General features: G+C 59.4%; 16 protein-coding genes. 2 read left to right on the top strand and 14 right to left on the bottom strand.

Features of this window, described 5'->3' with window-relative positions; genetic code table 11:
- Positions 1–44: 44 nt before the first annotated feature.
- Both MTP39_RS12460 and MTP39_RS12455 read right to left on the bottom strand, forming a co-directional pair.
- Positions 45–1361, bottom strand: a complete 1317-nt coding sequence (locus MTP39_RS12460) for an NAD(P)-dependent oxidoreductase (protein ID WP_249240765.1) — start codon at positions 1359–1361, stop codon at positions 45–47.
- A gap of 141 nt (positions 1362–1502) precedes the next feature.
- The gene (locus MTP39_RS12455) at positions 1503–2705 is read right to left on the bottom strand and encodes a nucleotidyltransferase family protein (RefSeq protein WP_249240764.1); all 1203 of its coding nucleotides are present in this window, start codon (positions 2703–2705) and stop codon (positions 1503–1505) included.
- 243 nt (positions 2706–2948) lie between these two features.
- Here MTP39_RS12455 and MTP39_RS12450 point away from each other — a divergent pair, with 243 nt between their 5' ends.
- Together MTP39_RS12450 and MTP39_RS12445 are read left to right on the top strand one after the other, a co-directional pair.
- On the top strand, positions 2949–4145 hold the full coding sequence (locus MTP39_RS12450) for an acetate/propionate family kinase (protein WP_249240763.1): 1197 nt from the start codon (positions 2949–2951) through the stop codon (positions 4143–4145).
- A 715-nt stretch (positions 4146–4860) separates the two neighbouring features.
- On the top strand, positions 4861–5148 hold the full coding sequence (locus MTP39_RS12445; protein ID WP_112090753.1) for a zinc-ribbon domain containing protein: 288 nt from the start codon (positions 4861–4863) through the stop codon (positions 5146–5148).
- Positions 5149–5222: 74 nt separating this feature from the next.
- Here the strand turns inward: MTP39_RS12445 and MTP39_RS12440 are convergent, their stop codons facing one another.
- The 12 genes from MTP39_RS12440 to MTP39_RS12385 all read right to left on the bottom strand — a co-directional run bounded on the left by MTP39_RS12440 (position 5223) and on the right by MTP39_RS12385 (position 19793).
- Complete coding sequence (locus tag MTP39_RS12440; RefSeq protein ID WP_249240762.1) at positions 5223–6242, bottom strand: glycosyltransferase family 2 protein; 1020 nt, start codon at positions 6240–6242, stop codon at positions 5223–5225.
- Positions 6243–6263: 21 nt separating this feature from the next.
- Entirely contained in the window at positions 6264–7331 is a 1068-nt protein-coding gene (locus MTP39_RS12435; RefSeq protein ID WP_249240761.1) for an acyltransferase family protein, read from the bottom strand.
- On the bottom strand, positions 7331–8710 hold the full coding sequence (locus MTP39_RS12430) for an O-antigen ligase family protein (RefSeq protein WP_249240760.1): 1380 nt from the start codon (positions 8708–8710) through the stop codon (positions 7331–7333). Before MTP39_RS12430 ends, MTP39_RS12435 begins: the two co-directional genes overlap by 1 nt.
- Before the next feature lie 43 nt (positions 8711–8753).
- The gene (locus MTP39_RS12425; RefSeq protein ID WP_249240759.1) at positions 8754–9866 is read right to left on the bottom strand and encodes a glycosyltransferase family 1 protein; all 1113 of its coding nucleotides are present in this window, start codon (positions 9864–9866) and stop codon (positions 8754–8756) included.
- 14 nt (positions 9867–9880) lie between these two features.
- The gene (locus tag MTP39_RS12420) at positions 9881–11080 is read right to left on the bottom strand and encodes a glycosyltransferase family 2 protein (protein ID WP_249240758.1); all 1200 of its coding nucleotides are present in this window, start codon (positions 11078–11080) and stop codon (positions 9881–9883) included.
- Entirely contained in the window at positions 11077–12915 is a 1839-nt protein-coding gene (locus MTP39_RS12415) for a GGDEF domain-containing protein (RefSeq protein ID WP_249240757.1), read from the bottom strand. The genes MTP39_RS12420 and MTP39_RS12415 overlap by 4 nt, the downstream gene beginning before the upstream one ends.
- Entirely contained in the window at positions 12912–14210 is a 1299-nt protein-coding gene (locus MTP39_RS12410; protein ID WP_249240756.1) for a hypothetical protein, read from the bottom strand. The genes MTP39_RS12415 and MTP39_RS12410 overlap by 4 nt, the downstream gene beginning before the upstream one ends.
- Positions 14211–14256: 46 nt before the next feature.
- On the bottom strand, positions 14257–15159 hold the full coding sequence (locus MTP39_RS12405) for a metallophosphoesterase (RefSeq protein WP_249240755.1): 903 nt from the start codon (positions 15157–15159) through the stop codon (positions 14257–14259).
- A gap of 253 nt (positions 15160–15412) precedes the next feature.
- Positions 15413–17224 carry a translation elongation factor 4 gene (lepA, locus tag MTP39_RS12400; protein ID WP_113992270.1) on the bottom strand — a complete coding sequence of 604 codons (1812 nt, stop codon included), beginning with the start codon at positions 17222–17224 and terminating at the stop codon, positions 15413–15415.
- A 19-nt stretch (positions 17225–17243) separates the two neighbouring features.
- Positions 17244–18446, bottom strand: a complete 1203-nt coding sequence (gene alr, locus MTP39_RS12395; protein WP_249240754.1) for an alanine racemase — start codon at positions 18444–18446, stop codon at positions 17244–17246.
- A complete protein-coding gene (locus tag MTP39_RS12390) occupies positions 18427–19227 on the bottom strand; it encodes a tRNA 2-thiocytidine biosynthesis TtcA family protein (RefSeq protein ID WP_005921098.1) in 801 nt (266 codons plus the stop codon). The genes alr and MTP39_RS12390 overlap by 20 nt, the downstream gene beginning before the upstream one ends.
- Positions 19224–19793 carry a hypothetical protein gene (locus tag MTP39_RS12385; protein WP_249240753.1) on the bottom strand — a complete coding sequence of 190 codons (570 nt, stop codon included), beginning with the start codon at positions 19791–19793 and terminating at the stop codon, positions 19224–19226. The genes MTP39_RS12390 and MTP39_RS12385 overlap by 4 nt, the downstream gene beginning before the upstream one ends.
- Positions 19794–19829 lie beyond the last annotated feature (36 nt).

Raw genomic sequence — 19829 nt, 5'->3', positions numbered from 1 at the left:
AAAACGCCTGCGGCGTTTCCAAGTCCCTTTTTTATAGGAAGATGTTATAATTGCTGCTTTGCCAGCACGTCAGAGGTAGGGGTCTGGAACACCGGGATGTCGGCATAGGGGTCGGCAGCGGTGTCGGCGGGCAGGCTCTTCATATATTCGTCCATGGCCACGGCCACCTTCTTGGCAACAGCCACAGCCTCTACCACGGTGCGTGCGCCCATGACGGCGTCGCCGCCGGCAAATACGCCCTCGCGGGTGGTGCGGCCGTCCTCGCTGACGCTCAGCAGACCCTTCTGGTTGGTCTCGATGCCGGTCGTGGTCTTGACGAGGTTGCTCTCAGAGCCCTGACTGACCGACACGATGACGCCGGTGTGGGGGTAAAAAGTCTCGCTGCCCTCTACCTGCGTAAACTTGCCATCCTCGCCCTTGACGGTGTCGCGGCAGATCAGACCGTCCTCGCGGATCTCCACCGGAGCCTTGCAGAAGCGGAAGCCTACGCCCTCCAGCTTGGCGTAGCTCACCTCGTACTCGGAAGCGCTGATGCAGTTTTCGTCCCGGCGGGCGTAGCAGGTAACGTGGCGGGCACCGTTGCGGATGGCGGTGCGGGCGCAATCCATAGCGGAGTTGCCCACGCCGATGACGGCCACGTCATCGCCCAGACGGAAAGCCTTGGAGTTGGCCAGATAGTCGATGCCAAAGGCTACGTTGCCAAGGCTCTCGCCCTTGATGTGCATGGCGTTGGCCTTCCACAGACCGGCACCGATGAACACGCTCTTGTAGCCGTCGCGGAACAGATCGTCGATGGTGATGGTCTTGCCGATGGTGGTGTTGGGGCGCACCTTGATGCCCTTCAGCTCCAGATGGCGGTACTGGAAATCGTCCAGCACGCTGTCCGGCAGGCGGTAGTTGGGGATGCCGTAGCGCATCACGCCGCCGATCTTATCCCGGGCATCAAAGATGGTCACATCGTAGCCCCAGCGTGCCAGCAGCACGGCGATGGTCAGGCCCGCCGGGCCGGAGCCCACCACAGCGGCCTTCATGCCGTTTTTCGGGGCAGGGCCTGCGGTCATCTTGTTGGCGTAGGTGGTGGAGATATAGTCCTCGATGATGGAAAAGTGCACCGGGTCGTGGCTGGGCATCCGGTTGCGGATGCAGTGGCCCTCGCACTGCTTTTCGTGGTTGCACACCAGACTGCATACAGTGGTCAGGGGATTGTTTTCAAACAGCATCCGGCCCGCAGCGTCCATCTGGTTTGCCTTGAGCAGACGGATGACCTCCGGGATATTGGTGTGGATGGGGCAGCCCTCCTGACACATCGGCTTTTTGCAGCCGAGGCAGCGGTTGGCTTCGTCCAGAACATGAAGTGCCATGGGTTCCTCCTTGTGTTTCCCCTGCGGGGACGGTCGTTTTTTACAGGCTCGTTGTATCCAACATTGCATTACTTTAATCATACACCCGAACCGCGCCGGATACAAGAGGGCACAATATAAAATTTTTCACGTTATTTTTTGTCAATTCGTCAAAAAGATAATTTTTTGACGATATATCCCGCCCATCGGCTCCGGTTTTGCCCGGCACAGCGCACCAAGGTCGCTGGCCCTGCTCTGGGCGGCAGCCATCTGGGCGCAAAGTTCGTTTTCCCGCGCAAGCCGCGCCAGCGAGTGGGACAGCGGCAGCGCCGTCTCCCCGGGCAGGGGCAGCGCCTCCTTGCGCGCGCCCAGCAGGTGCAGGTAGGGCGGCAGTGCCGGGATCTGGGCGGTGTAGCCCAGCGCCGCATCCATCGCCAGCCGCCGCATCCGTGCCCGGGGGTAGCGCACGGTGGTCAGGGCATCCAGCAAAGCGGGCAGGCTTGCGGTCTCCCGCACGGCGTTTTCCAGCCGGTGCTCCAACCCCTCGGATACCCCGCGCACCGCAGCAAAGGGGGCTTGCTCTGCGCAGGCTGCTCGCAACAGCGCCAGCTCGCAGTGCCCCATGACTGCAAAATCCGTATACTTTCCGTCATATTCTGCCTGTATATACAGTTTTAGTGCCTTTTCCGGCACATAGGGCGCCAGTGCCGCCGCGCCGTCCTCCGCCCAGAGCGCCCGCAGGGCGCTGGCGCTGGCAAAGGCTGCGTGGCTGCTTTCGGTCAGCGCCTGCCCGTGGTCTGCGCCCTGCCGCGGCAGGGCAATAGGCTGCATTTCTACATTTTGTTCTATAATTGCCTTGCAATACTCTACGGCAAGATTATTGTTGGGTTTGTCCAGCAGGGCGGCAACGTCCGACCCCGGGCACAGCGCCTGCACCGCCGCCTGCCGGGCGGCGGCAAAGCTGCGTGCCCCGGTGGCAAGCTGCTGCCTGAGCGCGGCACGGTATTCCTCGCTGCACAGCACCCGGGTGGCTTTTTGCAGCAGGGCGGTGTCCGGGGTCTCTGCTCCAAAGACCAGCGTATCGCACCCGGCAGCGGCCAGAATACGCACCCCCGCCCGGGCAAAGGCCTCAGCACCGGCGCAGGCGCAGGGTGCGGGCAGGGCAAACACAAGGTCTGCCCCGCAGGCCAGTGCCGCCTGCACCCGCACCGGTTCCGGCAGCAGCGGCAGCGCGCCCCGCTGGGTAAGCCCGCAGCTCATGGCAACAGCCACCCGCTGCGCCCCCAGCGCCCGCGCCTGTGCCAGCTGCCAAGCGTGGCCGTTGTGGAAGGGGTCGTACTCCGCAATGATGCCTGCAAACTTCATGGAACTGCTCCTTTTCGCCGAAAGATTGTTAAATTTATATCGCGTATACAGAAAAAACCTGCCGTTTCCGGGATTTGTGGGCAGGATGTACAAAAACCTTGTACACAAGTTTTACCGCTTTGCCCGGGTTGCGCCTTGAAAAGCCGCCATCCCTATTATATAATAAACATAGGAATCTGTAAAATTCTGTCCGCAGGTTTTTCACGCTGCGGATGGTACAAAAATTTTCAGGAGGCAACACAGATGAAAGTTCTGGTTATTAACTGCGGTTCTTCTTCCCTGAAGTATCAGCTGATCGATATGGACGGCGAGAAGGTGCTGTGCAAAGGCCTGTGCGAGCGCATCGGCATGGAGAGCAGCATGATCACTCACGAGGCCAACGGCACCAAGGCTACCACCCCGGCGATCTTCCCCACCCACACCGAGGCTTTTGCCGAGGTCGTGAAGAAGATGACCACCGGTGCAGGCAAGTGCATCAATGACGTGAGCGAGATCGACGCCATCGGTCACCGCGTCGTGCACGGCGGCGAGAAGTTCAAGAGCAGCTGCCTGATCACCGATGAGGTCATCAACACCCTGCGTGAGCTGAGCCCGCTGGCTCCTCTGCACAACCCCGCCGGTATTCTGGGTATCGAGGCCGCCCGCAAGGTGTTCGGCAACATTCCCATGGTGGCTGTGTTCGACACCGCTTTCCACAGCACCATGCCGCCGAAGGCTTATATGTACGCCATCCCCTACGAGTACTACGAGAAGTACGGCGTGCGCCGCTATGGCTTCCACGGCACCAGCCACAAGTACGTTGCCCACAAGGCAGCCGAGTATCTGGAGGAGCCCATTGAGCGCCTGAAGCTGATCACCTGCCATCTGGGCAACGGTTCTTCCATTGCCGCAGTCGATCAGGGCAAGGTGGTGGATACCTCCATGGGCATGACCCCGCTGGCCGGCCTGATGATGGGCACCCGCTGCGGCGACCTGGACCCCTCTGTGGTCAACTACCTGAAGTACACCCTGAACATCACCGGCCACGAGCTGGACGAGATCCTGAACAAGAAGTCCGGTCTGCTGGGCATCTCCGGTGTTTCCAGCGACAAGCGTGACGTGGAAGAGGCTGCCGAGGCCGGCAACAAGCGCGCACAGCTGGCTTCCGATATGCTGAACTACCAGATCAAAAAGACCATCGGCAGCTACATTGCAGCCATGGGCGGCGTGGATGCCATCGTCTTTACCGGCGGCATCGGCGAGCACGATGCCATTGCCCGTGCAAAGATCTGCCACCACATGGATTGGCTGGGCATCCGCATCGACACCGAGAAGAACAAGCACCCCGTTGGCGATGTGTGCGAGATCACCGCTTGGGGCGCAAAGGTGCGCACGCTGGTCATTGCTACCGACGAGGAGCTGATGATCGCCCGCGACACCAAGGAAGTCATCGAGAAGTAAACTTTTCCCAAAGGGCTTTGCAGGGGCTGCTGCACAGAATGTGCGGCAGCCCCTTTTTGTGTAGAACGATTTGAATGGCCTCCGCTGCGCTCTGGCCATTTTCAGCGGAAAGATTATTTATGATTTGTGATTCAGAAACACCTGCGGGTGTTTCTGAACCACTTTTTCACGAGAAAAGACCAAACCGGAAACGACTTCTTTACCGGAAAATTTCCCGTTTTCCTTTACGGCCCCTTCTGTGAAAATGCGTTTGGAGCGGCCCGCGTTTGCGCAGCAATGAAAGCCCCAGTGGGGCTTTTAAGCGGCAGAGCGGTCTGCGCTAGCAGATGGAGGGGCTTTGCCCCGACAAGCTCCGCAGGCCGCGACAAACGCGAAACATAAATAAATTTTCCTCTATTTATGGCCAGAGCATAAGCGGAGGCCATTTCCAATCGTCTGCGTCCAAAAGCGGTGCGCCGCTTTTCTCTCCTTCCGGCGGTGATTTTACCCAAATATATGCTGTCGGTTTGTGCCATGTGTACAAATTAAAGGGCGAACGGTTGTTTTTTGGTTGACAAATCTCAAAAAGAACGGTACAATAGGAAAGTCCTCAATCCGAGGGCGTTTATCTATTCAAGCCCCTGGTAAGCTTACTGATCAGCGCGATGGTCCCAAAACCAAAGGTATGGTTACAATCCTTCCGTGGGCAAGAACTAACTAAAGAGGAGATACTACTATGTTTGAAGACAAGACTCTGGTCTGCAAGGACTGCGGTAAGGAATTTGTTTGGACTGCCGGCGAGCAGGAGTTCTACGCTTCTCGCGGCTTCGAGAACCAGCCCCAGCGCTGCAAGCCCTGCCGTGACGCCCGCAAGAACGGCGGCGCACGCAGCAACAGCGGCGAGCGTCAGATGTTCGACGCTGTCTGCGCAGCTTGCGGCAAGACCTGCAAGGTTCCCTTCCAGCCCCGTGAGGACCGTCCGGTCTACTGCTCTGACTGCTTCGCTCGCATGAAGCAGAACTAAGCGCTGATTTTTCATTTAAATCGGTAACAAAGCCCCCGCTGCCAGCTGGCAGCGGGGGCTTTTTGCGTTTCTCTTCAGGGATGCTTGCGTTGATTTGCGCCCGAGAGCAGCAGCACCGCGCGGCACAGCCGCAGCTTGAGCAACAGCAGCTTGACCCGGTCGTTCCGGCTTTGCATGGCGTGCAGCGGGGTGCTGTGCACCGCTGTGCGCACCCGGGGCTTTTGCAGGGTGCTGCGCAGCCATGCGGTCTGCTCGGCGAGAGAAAGCGGACTGCACCCGAGGTTCTTGACCCCCATCATCAGGTCGCGGACGGTGCAGTAATCGGCCTTTGCGCGGTGCATGGGGCTGTTCTGCAAGCCCCATGCGGCAACGGTGTCCCACACGGCGTCACTGAGATAGAAGTTATCCTCCAGCCGCTCCGGGTGGTAGCGGTTGGACAGACTTCCCCGCCGGGCGATCGTGTAGTGGTACAGCGGCTTTTCCAGCATTACCAGACAGCCGGGGTCCTTGCGATAAAAGGCTACATAAAACAGCCCGTCCTCCCCCAGCTGATGGCAGGGAAAGCGCAGATGGTACTGCTCCAGAAACGCCCGGCGGAACAGCTTGTTGATGACCAGATACGAGGACGCCATCTCATCAAAATGCTCCTTGAAGGGCTCGCCCCGGTACACGCCGGAGAGGGCGCAGCTGCTGGTCTGTGTGTGCAGCAGCTGGTCGGTTTCATCATAACTGTCCAGATACAGCCCGAACTCCACGCAGTCCGCATCCGCATCCCGAGCGGCATGGTACAGCACCTCTGCGGCATCCGGTTCCACCCAGTCGTCCGGGTCCAGAAAGAAAATATATTCTCCCCGGGCGGCATCCAGACCCGCGTTGCGGGCAGCGGCTACGCCGCCGTTGGGCTGGTCGATAAAGCGAAACCGCGCATCCTCGGCAGCAGCCTGTGCGCACAGCTCGGCACTGCCGTCCTTAGAGCCATCGTTGATGAGGATGGCCTCGAAGTCGGTCAGGGTCTGCGCCCGCAGCGAGCGCAGCGCCCGGGGCAGCAGGCGTTCCATATTATAAATGGGCAGTATAAACGAGATACAGGGCATGATCCCAACTCCTTGAAATGATTATCCCGGCAGGCCAAGCCGCCGCAGCAGCGGCCGCAGATGCAGCCGACCGGCAAAACGGCAGAACAGGTACGGCATTACCAGACCGGCCGCAAAGCAGAGGAGAACTGTCCCGCCCGCAGAAACGCCCAGTTTTTCATACAGCACAAGCCCAGGCACGGCGCAGCAAAAGGGCTGATGATACAGATAAAACAGCATGGTGTTCTGCCCCAGCGGAACCAGCCGCCGCAGGGGCTTTTGCAACAGCACACACGCCGCCCAGATGCCTACACAGAACCCGCTGACCGTAAAATAGTCCACCCATGTGCGCACAGCTTCTGCAAGCAGACCATCCGGCCAGACCACAGTGGGCGACAGCAGTCCCCATACCACCCACAGACCGCACAAGGCACCAAAAAGCGCCAGCGGCTTTGCGTGCTGTTCGGCCTTTTCACGCGGGAGCACGCAGCCCAGAAAGAAAAACGCGCCCTGCTGGAAGAAGCTTTTCACTGCCCAGAACCATTCGGTGAAAAGCAGCTGATAGCACACGGGCAGCGCCACCACCAGCACCAGCTTTGCCGTCCGGGCTGCCGCCGGGGACAGGGTTTTGTCCAGCAGCCATGCCGTGATGGAAAACCAGAACAGGGTAGGCAGATACCACAGATGAAAACCGTAGGGGTTCTCGTTGCGCAGCACCAGCCAGAGATATTCCGCAGGCTGTTTTAGCTGGTATGCGCTGCCAGACAGCAGCGCCTGCACCGGCGGCACCAGATTTGCCACGCAAAACAAAGCGTATAAAAAAACAGAATATATCCCCCACGGCAGCAGCAGACTGTGTGCCTTTTTGCACACGAACTGCCGAGCGGAAAGGCTGCGGTTCTTCTGCGCGGTCAGGGTGCAGCCCATACCGGAGAGCAGAAACAGCAGCGGGACGTGGAACCGGTAAACAAAGGTATACGAAAATGCACACCATGGATGTACGGCGCGCATGGACATCCGAAAGGTATGGCCGTAGATCACCAGCAGCAGGCCAATGGCCTTGGCAATGTCGATGTGATCCAGACGCTTGGTGGTTTGTTGCATCTCCATCAGTCCTCCTGCATCAGAATATGGATGCGGTCCCGCATCTCCTGTCGACTATCCGGCATCCACATCTTGGGCTTCGGGGGCTTTTTGCGCTCCATTGTATAGGCAAGCGTCACCAGTCGAAGCGCCATTGTGCTCCAGAAATAAAAGGCGGTATTATCGGTCAGGTAGGTCACCGTCATATAGCCCAACTCGCACAGATACAGCAGTGTTGTCTGCTGGTCTGCATAGCGCTGCCAGAACAGCGGGGTCAGAACATACTGGATGACGGACCAGAGCAGAAAGCCGGGAAAGCCCATTTCCACAAAGACCTTCAGGATGTCATTGTGAAAAGGAAAGGGCTCGTTGATAAGACCGGCATTATACCATTGGCCAATGATGGTATCCACATATTCAAAGCCGTGGCCGAGATAGGTAATGGAAAATTCATAGTAGGGGTTCGCCATGCTCCACAGGTAATCCCGGCCCATCATGTCAATGCCAAAACTGTTCAGCAGTCTCGAGATGATGCCGTAGCGCACACAGTAGAGAAATACCAGAAAAAACAGGATGCAGGACCCGCCCACCGTTGGGTAAAACCAGCTGGGCACCTTGCGCTTGCGGAGAAGCAAAGCGAGCAGAACAAACAAGAGCACTGCCGGAATGGCGCTGCGCTTCATGCCGATCAGAAAAAACCAACAGCAGGCCAGCAGATACAGCCAGCGTTTGCGTTTTTCCTTCCGGGTGGAATGGGGCGCAAAGACGGCGTAATACAAAACCATCTGCCCGAACACAAAGGTCAGGTCGTGGATCTCCAGCTGCAGCGCGTAACCGTCTGCCTCACCAAAGGTGACCAGACAGGTGACGAGAGACTGGATGCTGGCTGCAAGACCGTAGCTGGGAATGCTCAGCAGCATGATGGCCGTGTTGGCAATGCAGATGCTGATGGTAAACAGCTCAATGGCCTTTTCGCGGAACAGATAGACCAGCGCTACGGCCGTGAGGATGGCAATGCTCTGGAACAAAAGCTTAGAGCAGCTGCGGATCATGGAGGAAACCGCGGCAAAGCTTTCGATCCAGATGACCATCGACCAGAAAAACAGCGCCACCATCAGGGACATATACAGCAAGGCGGGCTTCCATATCTCCCGGAAGCGCGTTTCATCCGGGTAAAACAGGGCGTACAGAACTGCCAGCCCGATCACACCCAGAGAGATGGCCTTGGGCAGACCGCCCAGCATACTGTTGAGGACTTTCCACTCTCCCAGCCCGGCTCCGGCCAGAAAGACCACGCAGCCGATGGTCAGCAGTTTTTGCCACAGAGGGCTGTCCTTATAAAACAAAGAGGCCGGGGTTTTCCGGCTGTAATCCTTTTTGGTCAGGATCTGATCCAGTGTGCGCATGAAAAAGGGTTCTCCTTTTGTAGTGGGTGTTCCCGCAGGTGACTTACGCCTCCCCGCTCAGCTGCAGGTATTGCTGCTGCAAGCGGGCGGCGGCGATGTTGATATCGTAGCCCGCCTGCCGGATCAGCTCTGCACCGGCAGAGCGGTCACAGGGCTGTTGGAGCATCCGCTGCAAGCCTGCCGCCCAGTCTGCATTGCTGGCAGAAAGCGGGATCTGGATGGCATGGGGCGAAAGCAGCACCTCCTCCGGCACTGCGTCCGAAAATACGCACCCCAGCCCGGCGGCCTGTGCCTCGATGCCCACCACCGGCAGACCCTCGAAGCGGGAGGGCATGACGAAGAGATCCATCAGCTGGTACCAGTCTGCCACATTGCTTTGCAGCCCGGCAAACAGGATATGGTCTGTGATGCCAAGTTCCTGCGCCTGTGCGCGGACAGCCGGTTCCAGTCTGCCGGTGCCGATGAGCACCAGCATCGCCCGGGGCTCCAGCTGCAAAAAGGCGGCAAAGATCTCCAGCAGACGCTCGTGGTTCTTGCGGATATCAAAGCGCCCCACATGGCCCAGCACCACCCGGTCCTCCAGCCCGTAGCGCGCCCGCATTTCCGCGCGGACGGCGGGGGAGAAGCGGAAGGCGTCCGGCTCGATGGCGTTGGGGATGATCTGTCCCCGGCGCTCCCAGTCTGCTTTGCCAAAGTAGTAGATGCCCGCGTCCCGCCCGCAGGCCCACAGATGGGTGGCGGCGCCGGGCAGCAGCTTCTTGCAGAACATCTTCAGCGGCCACTTGTAGTCCCGGACGATCCAGATATTATGGGCGTGGGCAATGCGCACGGGCAGCCCTGCCTTTTCCGCGCCCTTCAGGGCGTACAGCTCCATCGCCTCGTTATGGGCGTGCAGGATGCGGATGCGGGGGTCTGCGGCCACGGTCTGCTGCACAAAGCGCAGATACGCCGGGTAGTGCAGCGGGTCAAGCCCCGGGCTCTGGTAAATATGCCCGCCCAGACGGCGGATCTCGTCGTCGTAGTCGCCGGGCTTTTTCTTGTTGACGATAAAATCAAACTGGACCTTTTCGCGGTCGATATGCCGGTAGTAGTTCATCAGCATAGTTTCGATCCCGCCGCGGTCCATATTGCTGACCGAATGCAGCACTCGTATCATGGGTACTCCTTACCTTATAACAACTGAAATCTTCTGCCGTAGCGGCACCACAGCCCAAAGTCCTGCTGCCGCAGGGCGCGGGCACCCCAGTGGGCACGGCGGGGCAGTGCGCCCTCCTGCGGCAGCGCCTTGGCGTACAAAGCACAGCACAGCCGGAAAACCGCCTGCTGCGTTTCCGGCGGCAGACCGGATACGGTGACATAGCAGAAAGCCGAAAGCTGCAGCGTCAGGCTGCAGCGGTACAGTGCATCGTGGGGCAGACCCAGCGCAGCATCCTGCGCCAGCAGCTGCTCTATGATCCAATAGCTTTGCACGGCGGCAGGGCGGTGCTGACTGTTCGCAGTAAGCCCCTTGGGGTTTTTGCGCCACAGATAGACCACCTCGGGCACAGAGGCCACGCTCTTTGCCTGCCGGAACACCAGAAAATGGATGATGGCATCCTCAAAGCAGGTATAGTAGGCCGGAAAGCGTATCTGTGCAAACAGCTCCCGCCGGTACACCTTGCCCCATGGCATCCCGGGCAGCTCGAATCGCTCCGGTGCGGCGGCTCCGGTATAGACTGCCGCCGGGTAGCGCTGCACCGGGCCGTAGCCGCCATCGGTGTACAGGTACTGCCAGCCGCCCTGCACCACATCGGCGTCAAGGCGCTGCGCGGCCTCCAGCAGGGTGCGGATGGCACCGGGCAATAACAGATCATCGCTGTCCACGAACATCAGCCAGCGCCCCACGGCATGGCGCAGCCCTTCGTTGCGGGCGGCAGCGGCGCTGCGGGGTGCGCTGCAATTGCACAGCACCACTCCGGGCTGTGTCCGGTAGCGTTCCAGCACGGCGGCTGTGCCGTCGGTGGAATCGCTGTCCACCACGATCAGCTGCACGGTGCAGCCGGTGTCCTGCTGCAAAATGCTGTCCAGACAAGGGCCTATGGTGGCTTCGCCGTTATATACCGGCACGATGACCGAAAGGGTCACCGCCGGGTCCTGCGGCGGCAGCGGCGGGCAGGTCTTTTCCGCTGCGGGCTTCGGGCACAGCGCTGCCAGCGCGGCGCGGTCGGACTGTGTGCTGTCCGGCAGCGGTGCACCGCTGCGGTGCAGCAGGTGATACAGTCCAAGGTCTGCGTAGCCGCAGGCGGCACCGCACACGGCGGCAGCGCCTGCCAGCAGACGGCTGTGGGTGCGGCAGTGGATCAGCTGATAAGCGCGTCGATTCTGGATCATGCTTTACCACACTCCATTCCCGCAAGGGCAGAGCCGCCCTCCTCTGCGATCAGGGACATCTTTTTCTGCGCTCTGCGCACAAGGTCGCGCACATGGTAGAGCTCCTCCTCCGAGGAGGTGGCCCATGCGGCGGTGAACAGGATGGGGTACTCCGGGTTCAGCTTGTTGTACTCATCCACCTGACTTTGCAGGATGCGGATCATGACTTCTGCCTTCCGGCTGCTGCACTCATCAAAGAAGGCAAGGAACTTGCCTGCGCCGTTGTAGCCCACTGTGCCATCGGTGTCGCCCATCAGCTGCAAAAGACCGGAAAAATCCTTCAGGATGCTGTCGCCCACATGGTAGCCGAAGCGGCGGCTCATTTCGGTCAGGTTGTCCAGCTGAAAGGCAAAGCAGGTATAGTCCTCCGGCAGAATGCGGCCGGCCATACTGGTGATATACACGTTGAGCTTTTCGCGGTTGGGCAGGCCGGTCTTTTTGTCCACATACAGCAGATAATCCACCACATCCGAGATGCGTCCCAGCAGAATAGCACCGCAGCAGCCGATGACAAAGAACAGCACCAGTGCCAGCATCAGGTACAGCTTGACATTGATGGCGGCAGCCACCTGCACCGAGCTGATCATCTTCAGATAATCCGCGCTGATATACAGGTTCAGCTCCTTGCTGCTGGTATTGATGATCTCGTAGTAGTTTTTCAGCTCGGTCTCGTAATCATTGATCAGGCTTTCCATCTGGGCGTGCTGCTCGTCTGTGCCGCCAAAATCTACGTTGCGGAAGCTTTGCAGGATCTCCTCCTGAAACTGCCGGTCGATCTGGCTGGCAGCCACCTGCTGTTCCAGCGACACCAGCTTCAGCACCAGACCGTCGTAGGTGGTCTGTGCCCTATCGCCCGAGCCCTCCAGCTCGATGTTGTTCAGGATGTATTCTGCGGACACCACCTCGCCCCGGTCGGTAAAGTAGTTTTTCAGCAGGTCGGCGTTCTTGTACACATACTGGTCGGTCAGGCTCCACAGGCTGTCCCGCTGCTCGGTGGTGATCTGCTCGTCCTGTTTTGCAGTCTCGATCCAGTTGGCCAGATACTCCTGCAGTACCGTGCCGTCCCGCACCTGCGGGCCGTTGAGCACATAGGCGTACAGCGCCGGAATGGTGTATTTTTTGAAATCAGAATAGATATCGCACAGGTCTGCATAGGTGTAGCCGGTGCGGGAGGAGCGAAAGTCCGGGTAGTGCTCCTGCTTGCTCAGCAGGTAGTCCTGCATCTCAGTGGTATCGTTTTCCAGAATGCGGATACACTCGTAGTAGTCGTAGCCGTTGTCCAGCAGGCCGGACGAGGGGTTGAGCGAGAGCTTCTGTTCCACATATTTTTCGGTATAATAGGTGCAGTAGCTCTGGATGATGGCATCCAGCATATTGCGGGCATAGCCAGCGCCCAGCGAGCCGTCCACCACAAGGCTCACCTTGTAGGTGTCGGGGAAGTAGGTCACCTCTTCGCCCTTATCCAGTAAGGCATCATTGATGGTCTGCTGATCCTCTGGAATCACCGGAGTCACAGAGATATTGGAGCGGATGGTGCTCAGCCGCCCGGAAGCGCCCAGCGCATCCATGGCCTGCGAGATGACCGTGGAGGAGTAGATCTCGTTGACGTCCAGATCGCTGCCGTCCGGGGTGTAGCCGTCTGAGATGCCATCGTTGGTATAGCGGATGATGACCGAGGCGGTGTACATCTGCCGCCCGTCTGCATACAGGTAGATGGCGGCCGCACCTGCCAGCGATACCAGAAAGATCAGCAGGCTGAAACGCTTCAGATAGCGCAGGATCTCAAACTTTTTCATTTGCGCTTTCCTGCCTTTCTGCGTTTGCGTTCGTGGAGCAGCCATGCGCCGCCCAGCATGACGGCAACAGACTCCATCAGGGTCTTTTTCAGGCTCAGCCGCTGGATAAAGGAGGCTGAACCGTAGGCAAAGGTGATATAGTTCTGGGATTTATACTTGACATAAGCCTTATCCAGCACGAACAGCTGCTCCGAGATCTCGTTGATGGCGGTCTCCAGCTTGTTCACCATGGCCTGTGCTTCGGCCAGACGCGGCTGTCCGGCGTCCAGCTCCCGGATCTTCTGGATCACATAATTCGTGCTCACGATCTCGGACTGGTAAGCGGTGGCATCGGACAGAGAAGTATCTGCCGAGCGCGCCAGCGCGTCCATGGCGGTCTTGGTGCGGGACATATAGTATTCACTGGCCTCATCCACGGTGGGGATCATCATGATGGAGGTCATGGACTTTTCGTAGATGGAAATGCCCTTTTTGTCCGCATCATAATAGGCCTGCTGCTTGCGCATGGCAATATCGTCGATCTTGTTCTTATATTCCAGAATATTGGTCAGCATGGACGGGTCGCGGGCAACGCCGCCCTCAATGATAAAGGCCATGGCATTGGGCAGATCGTAATCCACCAGATTATTGATCTTTTTACCCAGCGTGGTAAAGTTGTTGGTGGCAGAGTCGGGGTTTGCCTCGTCCGTAAAGCTTTTGTTTGCCTGCAGGCGGGCGTTCAGGTAGCGGTTCAGCGCAGCGGCGCGCACCTCCAGCTCGTTCAGCCGCAGGTAAGGCTCACACGCAGTGGTCACTTCCAGCTTTTCCTTGAGGATACTCTGGTTGTCGCAGTAGTTGCTCTGAAAGATCTCCCGGTAGGATTCGCACACGCTCTGCAAAAGATCCGTAGCCTTGCGGCTGCCAAGCTCCAGCTTGCGGGTGTTGATGGAAAGATAGTAGTTGGTGCTGATATACTCGCTGCCGTTGGCGCTGCCTGTACTGTCCGGGCTCAGATAAAGGCACGCAGCCAGCTGGGACGGGGTAAGGCTGTCCTGTAAGCCCACCCGCCGGATGGCGCGCTCCATCACCTCGTCCGAAACGATCTCGTAGGCGTTGAAGCGGGTCTTGTTGGGGTTCATGCCCAGCGCGGCTTCGGAGTAATTGAAGGAGATGCTGGCGGTGGCGCTGTCGGCACTTTTAAAATAATGGATCAGCCCGAACAGACAGCACAAGGTCAGCAGGCAGAGAAACAGGCGGTATTTATTTGTCCAGATATGGCGCAGCGCCTGTTTGATCTTTTCTTTGATGTCATCCATGGCATTCTACCCTTTTGCAGCGGCCTGCACGCGCAGCGCAGACTGCTTAGTCGATGTCAATGACCGAAAGCTCCGGCACGTTGTTGATGCGGGGCACCCGGCTGGAATCGCCCAGTCCCCGGCTTACAATGAGGGTGGCGCTGTTGGCAAGCGCATAGCTGCCCCCGGCATAATCGGGCAGAAAGCCCTCCTCGGCGGTATAAAGCGGGCCGATCTTCGGCAGACGGACGATGCCGCCGTGGGTGTGCCCGGCCAGACCCAGCTCAAAGGAATAATTTTCCAGATGTTCGGGAAAGTAGGTGGGAACGTGTGCCAGACAGATGCGCAGGTCGTAGTCCGTCTGCTGCTCCGCGCTGTCCATAAAGGTGCTGGCACCGTAGTTGTAAAAGTCCGCCGGACTGCCCTCCACGCCCAGAATGCTGATCACATTGTCGTGGACGGTATAGCGCGCCTCCTCATTGCGCAGGATGGTCACCCCGGCGGCGGTGAACTTTTCCACCAGAGCCTGATCGCCGTCCAGAAAATACAGCTCGTCCTCGTGGTTGCCCAGCACCCCGCACACCGGCGCGATCTGGCTCAGCTGACTGCACAGGGAGAGCATATTATCATAGCTGGAACCTTCGCCGTAGGTCACAAGGTCGCCGCCCAGCAAAATCAGATCCGGGGCAAGGCTGCGGATATCCTGCACCAGCTCGCAGTTATCCTGTCCGTATTCCCGCAGGTGCAGATCGGTAAGAAAAACGACCCGGCAGCTCTGGGTCAGCTTGCGGGAATGGATCTGATAAAACTCTGCGGTGTAGTGGGTGCGGTTATAGCAGATATTCTGCCACAGCGCCCCGCCCAGCAGGGCGAGCAGAGCAATAAAGATCAGCAGCGTCAGCAGTACCTGCTTCCAGAGAGATGCTGCCCTCTGTGCGCCGCCGCTGTGTGTGTGTCTGCTGTTTTGCACTGCGCCTTTTCCGTGCTTTGCTTTGATAAAGGCCACATCCTTTCTGTGGGGGAACGTTGCATGGAGACGCGCGCAGCACAAGGCCGCAGCTCATCTCTTTAAAAACGGATACATAAATTGATATATAAAGAAATTATAACATATTTAAAGTGAAAAGCAAAGAGTGCATCTCTGCCGTGAGCGGATTTCACATTTGGGAGTTCCCATCAAAAAAGGGATGCCGCGCACGCAGCATCCCTTTGGTATTTGCAGATCAATCGTCGTCGCTGTCCAGCTTGAGCACGGCGGTAAAGGCCTCACTGGGCAGGGAAACGCTGCCCAGCTGACGCATCTTCTTTTTGCCTTCCTTCTGCTTTTCCAGCAGCTTCTTTTTACGGGAGATATCGCCGCCGTAGCACTTGGCCAGCACGTCCTTGCGCATGGCCTTGACCGTCTCGCGGGCAATGATCTTGCCGCCGATGGCTGCCTGCACCGGGATCTCGAACAGGTTGCGCGGGATGTTGTCCCGCAGCTTTTCGCAGATGCGGCGTCCCTTGGCGTAAGCGTTGTCCCGGAACACGATCATGGACAAAGCGTCCACGGGGTCGCCGTTGAGCAAAAAGTCCAGCTTGACCAGATCGCTCTCGCGATACTCCTTGAACTCGTAGTCGTAGCTGGCGTAGCCCCGGCTGCGGCTCTTGATGGCGTCGAAGAAGTCGTACACGATCTCGCCCAGCGGCAGCGCGTAGTGCAGGTCTACGCGCACATCGTCCAGATACTTCATATCGATCAGCACGCCGCGCTTGCTCTGGCACAGATCCATTAGGCCGCCCACATAGTCGTTGGGGGTGTACAGGTGCACGTCCACAAAGGGCTCTTCCTGCTTGACGATATTGCTGGGGTCCGGGTAGCTGGAGGGATTGTCGATCATCTCCACGGTGCCGTCGGTCAAAGTCAGGCGGTAGCGCACGCTGGGGGTGGTGGTGATGATGTCCAGATCGAACTCCCGCTCCAGACGCTCGGTGATGATCTCCATGTGCAGCAGACCCAAAAAGCCGCAGCGGAAGCCGAAGCCCAGCGCCGCACTGGTCTCCAGTTCAAAGGTCAGGGAGGCGTCGTTCAGCTGCAATTTTTCCAGTGCGTCCTTCAGGTCGGGGTACTTGGCACCGTCGGCGGGGTAGATGCCGCAGAACACCATGGGCTTGACCTGACGGTAGCCGGGCAGCGCCTCTGCGGTGGGGCGCTCTGCCAGCGTGACGGTATCGCCCACGCGGGTGTCCTGCACCGTCTTGATGCTGGCGGTCAGGTAGCCTACCTCACCGGCCTGCAGCTGGGCACAGGGGGTCAGGGAGGTGGCACCCATGTGACCCACCTCCACCAGCGTGAACTCTGCGCCGGTAGCCATCATGCGGATGGTGTCGCCGGGCTTCACCGTGCCCTCGAACACGCGGATGTAGACGATGACGCCCTTGTAGCTGTCGTAGATGCTGTCGAAAATCAGCGCCTTGAGGGGAGCGTCCGGGTCGCCGGTGGGCGCGGGAATATCGCTGACCACGCGCTCCAGCACCTGATCGATGTTCAGGCCGGTCTTGGCAGAGACGCGGGGCGCGTCCATGCAGGGCAGGCCGATCACATCCTCCACCTCCTGCGCTACCTCGTCCGGGTGGGCGCTGGGCAGGTCGATCTTGTTCAGGATGGGCACCAGCTCCAGATCGTGCTCCAGTGCCATATAGGTGTTGGCCAGCGTCTGCGCCTCCACGCCCTGCGTGGCGTCCACCACCAGAATGGCACCCTCGCAGGCGGCCAGACTGCGGCTGACCTCGTAGGCAAAGTCCACATGACCCGGGGTGTCGATCAGGTTGAACTCGTAGGTCTTGCCGTCCTTTGCAGTATAGTTCATGGTCACGGCACGCGCCTTGATGGTAATGCCGCGCTCGCGCTCGATATCCATGTTGTCCAAAATCTGGTCTTCCATGGTGCGCTCGTCCACGCTCTTGGTCAGCTCCAGAATGCGGTCGGACAGGGTGGATTTGCCGTGGTCGATATGTGCAATGATGCAGAAGTTGCGGATGTTGTCTCTTGCCATGTAGTTCCTCCGGGCAGCTTTATGCTTCTAAGATCCAGTCCTCCACGGCCACGATCTGTCCGTGGTCGCGGTAGACGCGGGGCACGCGGCGGGAAACGCCGCACAGCACTTCGTAGGGGATGGTATCGGTCTTGCGGGCAATGGTCTCTGCGGTGTCGCTCACGGTGCCGCCCCACAGGATGGCCTCGTCGTCCTCGCGCACTTCCGGCACATCGGTCACGTCCACCATCATCTGATCCATGCACACCCGCCCCAGTACCGGGCAGGCCTTGCCGTGGATCTCCACCACGCCCTTGCCGCAGCTCAGCAGCCGGGGGTAACCGTCGGCGTAGCCGGTGCAAAGGGTGGCTACCTTAGTGGGCTTTTCGGCAGTAAAGCGGCGGCCGTAGCTGGCGCACTGGCCGGGCTGCATCTCCTTGATCATGCTCACCACGGTCTTAAGGGTCATCACCGGCTTGAAGCGGCCAAAGCGCACCTCGTCGCTGGGGTCGTAGCCGTACAGGATGATGCCGGGGCGTGCCATGCAGCGCTCCCGGGGCAGTCCCTCCGGCCAGTCCGGGTGCAGCATGACCCCGGCAGAGTTGTCGCAGTGCACAAGGGCAGGCTCCCGCCCGGCAGCCTTCAGTGCGTGGAAGGCTTTCACGAACAGCTCGTGCTGCTCGGCAGTATAGGCCACATTCTCCGGGGCGGTGTCATCGGCCACGGAAAAATGCTGGAACAGGCCGGTCATTTCCAGTCCGGGCAGCGCACAGGCTTCCAGCATCTCCCGGATGGCGGCGTCAAAATCGGTGCGCAGGGCAAAGCCGATGCGTCCCATGCCGGTGTCGGCCTTGAGGTGGATGTGTACTTTGCCCCCTGCCGCCACGGCAGCTTCGCTCAGCGCGCGTGCCTGCGCAAGGGAGTAGCACGCCACGGTGATGTCGTTCTGGATCAGGGCGGCGGCGTAGGCGGGCTGTACATGCCCCAGAATGAGGATGGGCAAAGTCTGTCCTGCCTTGCGCAGCTGCACGGCCTCGGTCAGGCAGCTGACTGCCAGCCATGCGGCGCCCTCCTCGGCGAACACCCGGGCGCACTGTACCGCGCCGTGGCCGTAGCTGTCCGCCTTGACCACTGCGCACAGGGGCAGCGCCCCTGCCCGGGCCTTGACTGCCCGGAAATTATACCGAAGGGCCTCGAGGTCGATCTCGGCCCAGACGTGTTTTTCAAACGGTTGTTTCTGCATGATCTGTTTCCTTTTTTGGTACGATAAAGCTGCCCCGGCCCGTGTGGACGGGACGCCAGCCGTCAATGCCGCTCTCCTGCAAGGCATGGAGGGTCTTTTGACGGAAGGCGTGGTCGGTGCGGCAGCGCTCCTGCACAAATTCTTTGGTCTGTTCCCGCACGGTAACGCCGTCGGCGGGGCAGCGGCTCTTCACGATGGGCAAGCCCGCCTCCCGCACGGCGCACTGCACTTCGTACTCGGTGGCCAGCAGCATGGGACGGATGAGGGTGAGGTCCCGCTGGGAGAGGTAGGTCACCGGCGAGAAGCAGCCGATGCGTCCCTCCCGCCAGAGGTTCATATAAAAGGTTTCCACAGCATCGTCCAGATGATGCCCCAGCGCTACCTTGTTGCAGCCCAGCTCCTGCGCGGCGGTGTGCAGCGCGCCCCGCCGCAGCTTGGCGCACAGGGCGCAGGGGTTCTTTTCCTTGCGGTACTCGAACACCACAGGGCCGATCTCGGTGCGGCGCACCTCGTAGGGGATGCCGTGCTGCCGGAACAGCTCTGCCAGCGCCGAGTAGTCCATGGGCTGATGGTCGAACTGCGGGTCCAGCGTGACCGCCACCACTTCGTAATCAAAGCCGATGTACTTGCGCAGCATGGAAAGGCCGATGGTCAGCGCCACGCTGTCCTTGCCGCCGGAAACGCCCACCATCACCCGGTCGCCGGGGGCGATCATTTCATAGTCCTGCACGGCTTTGCGCATCAGCCCGCAAAGCCGCTGCATTGCACGAAGATCACTCATGACAGGCTCACGCTTTCTACCAGATTGACCACATCGCTGATGGACGCCAGCTTTGTCAGCGCCGATACATAGACTACATCGCCGCTGTCGTAGGTGATGGTAGCCAGCACGGCGTAGTAGGTGCGGATATCGCAGCGCACCGCCTCTACGGTTGCACCCTCCACGGTCAGGTTGACCTTGCGGGGTTTGATGACGCCGTAAGCTTGTTTAAGGTCAGTTTCCGAATCCTCAATGAAGTTTTCGTAGCTGTCGGCGGTGCCCCGCTGTAACAAAACGGCCTGATAATCCTCGCTGTCTGCCGTGTCGGCGGTGGCAAGCTCCAGCACGGTGCCGAGGGTTGCATCCTCGGTCATGCGGCACACGCTCCACACGCTGCTGTCGTAGTAGACAGAGACGCCGTTCGTGCCGGTATAGTGGGTGTCGGGTGTCGCGGGAGTCTGCCGGTTCACCAGCAGGGTGAGCACCATGTAGGCTGCGATGCCCAGACAGATGAAAATGGCCATCGCCGTCAGCAGCTTGGAACTGCGACGCTGCGCCGAAGAAGTGCGGTCGATCTCGTTTGGCATGGATGTATTCTCCTTGTATTGGCAAGGCAGCTGTGC

It is taken from the genome of Faecalibacterium sp. I3-3-33 (assembly GCF_023347295.1).
GTDB lineage: Bacteria > Bacillota > Clostridia > Oscillospirales > Ruminococcaceae > Faecalibacterium.
The sequence above is the reverse complement of the archived record's forward strand: the minus strand, read 5'-3'. Positions and strand labels throughout refer to the sequence as shown.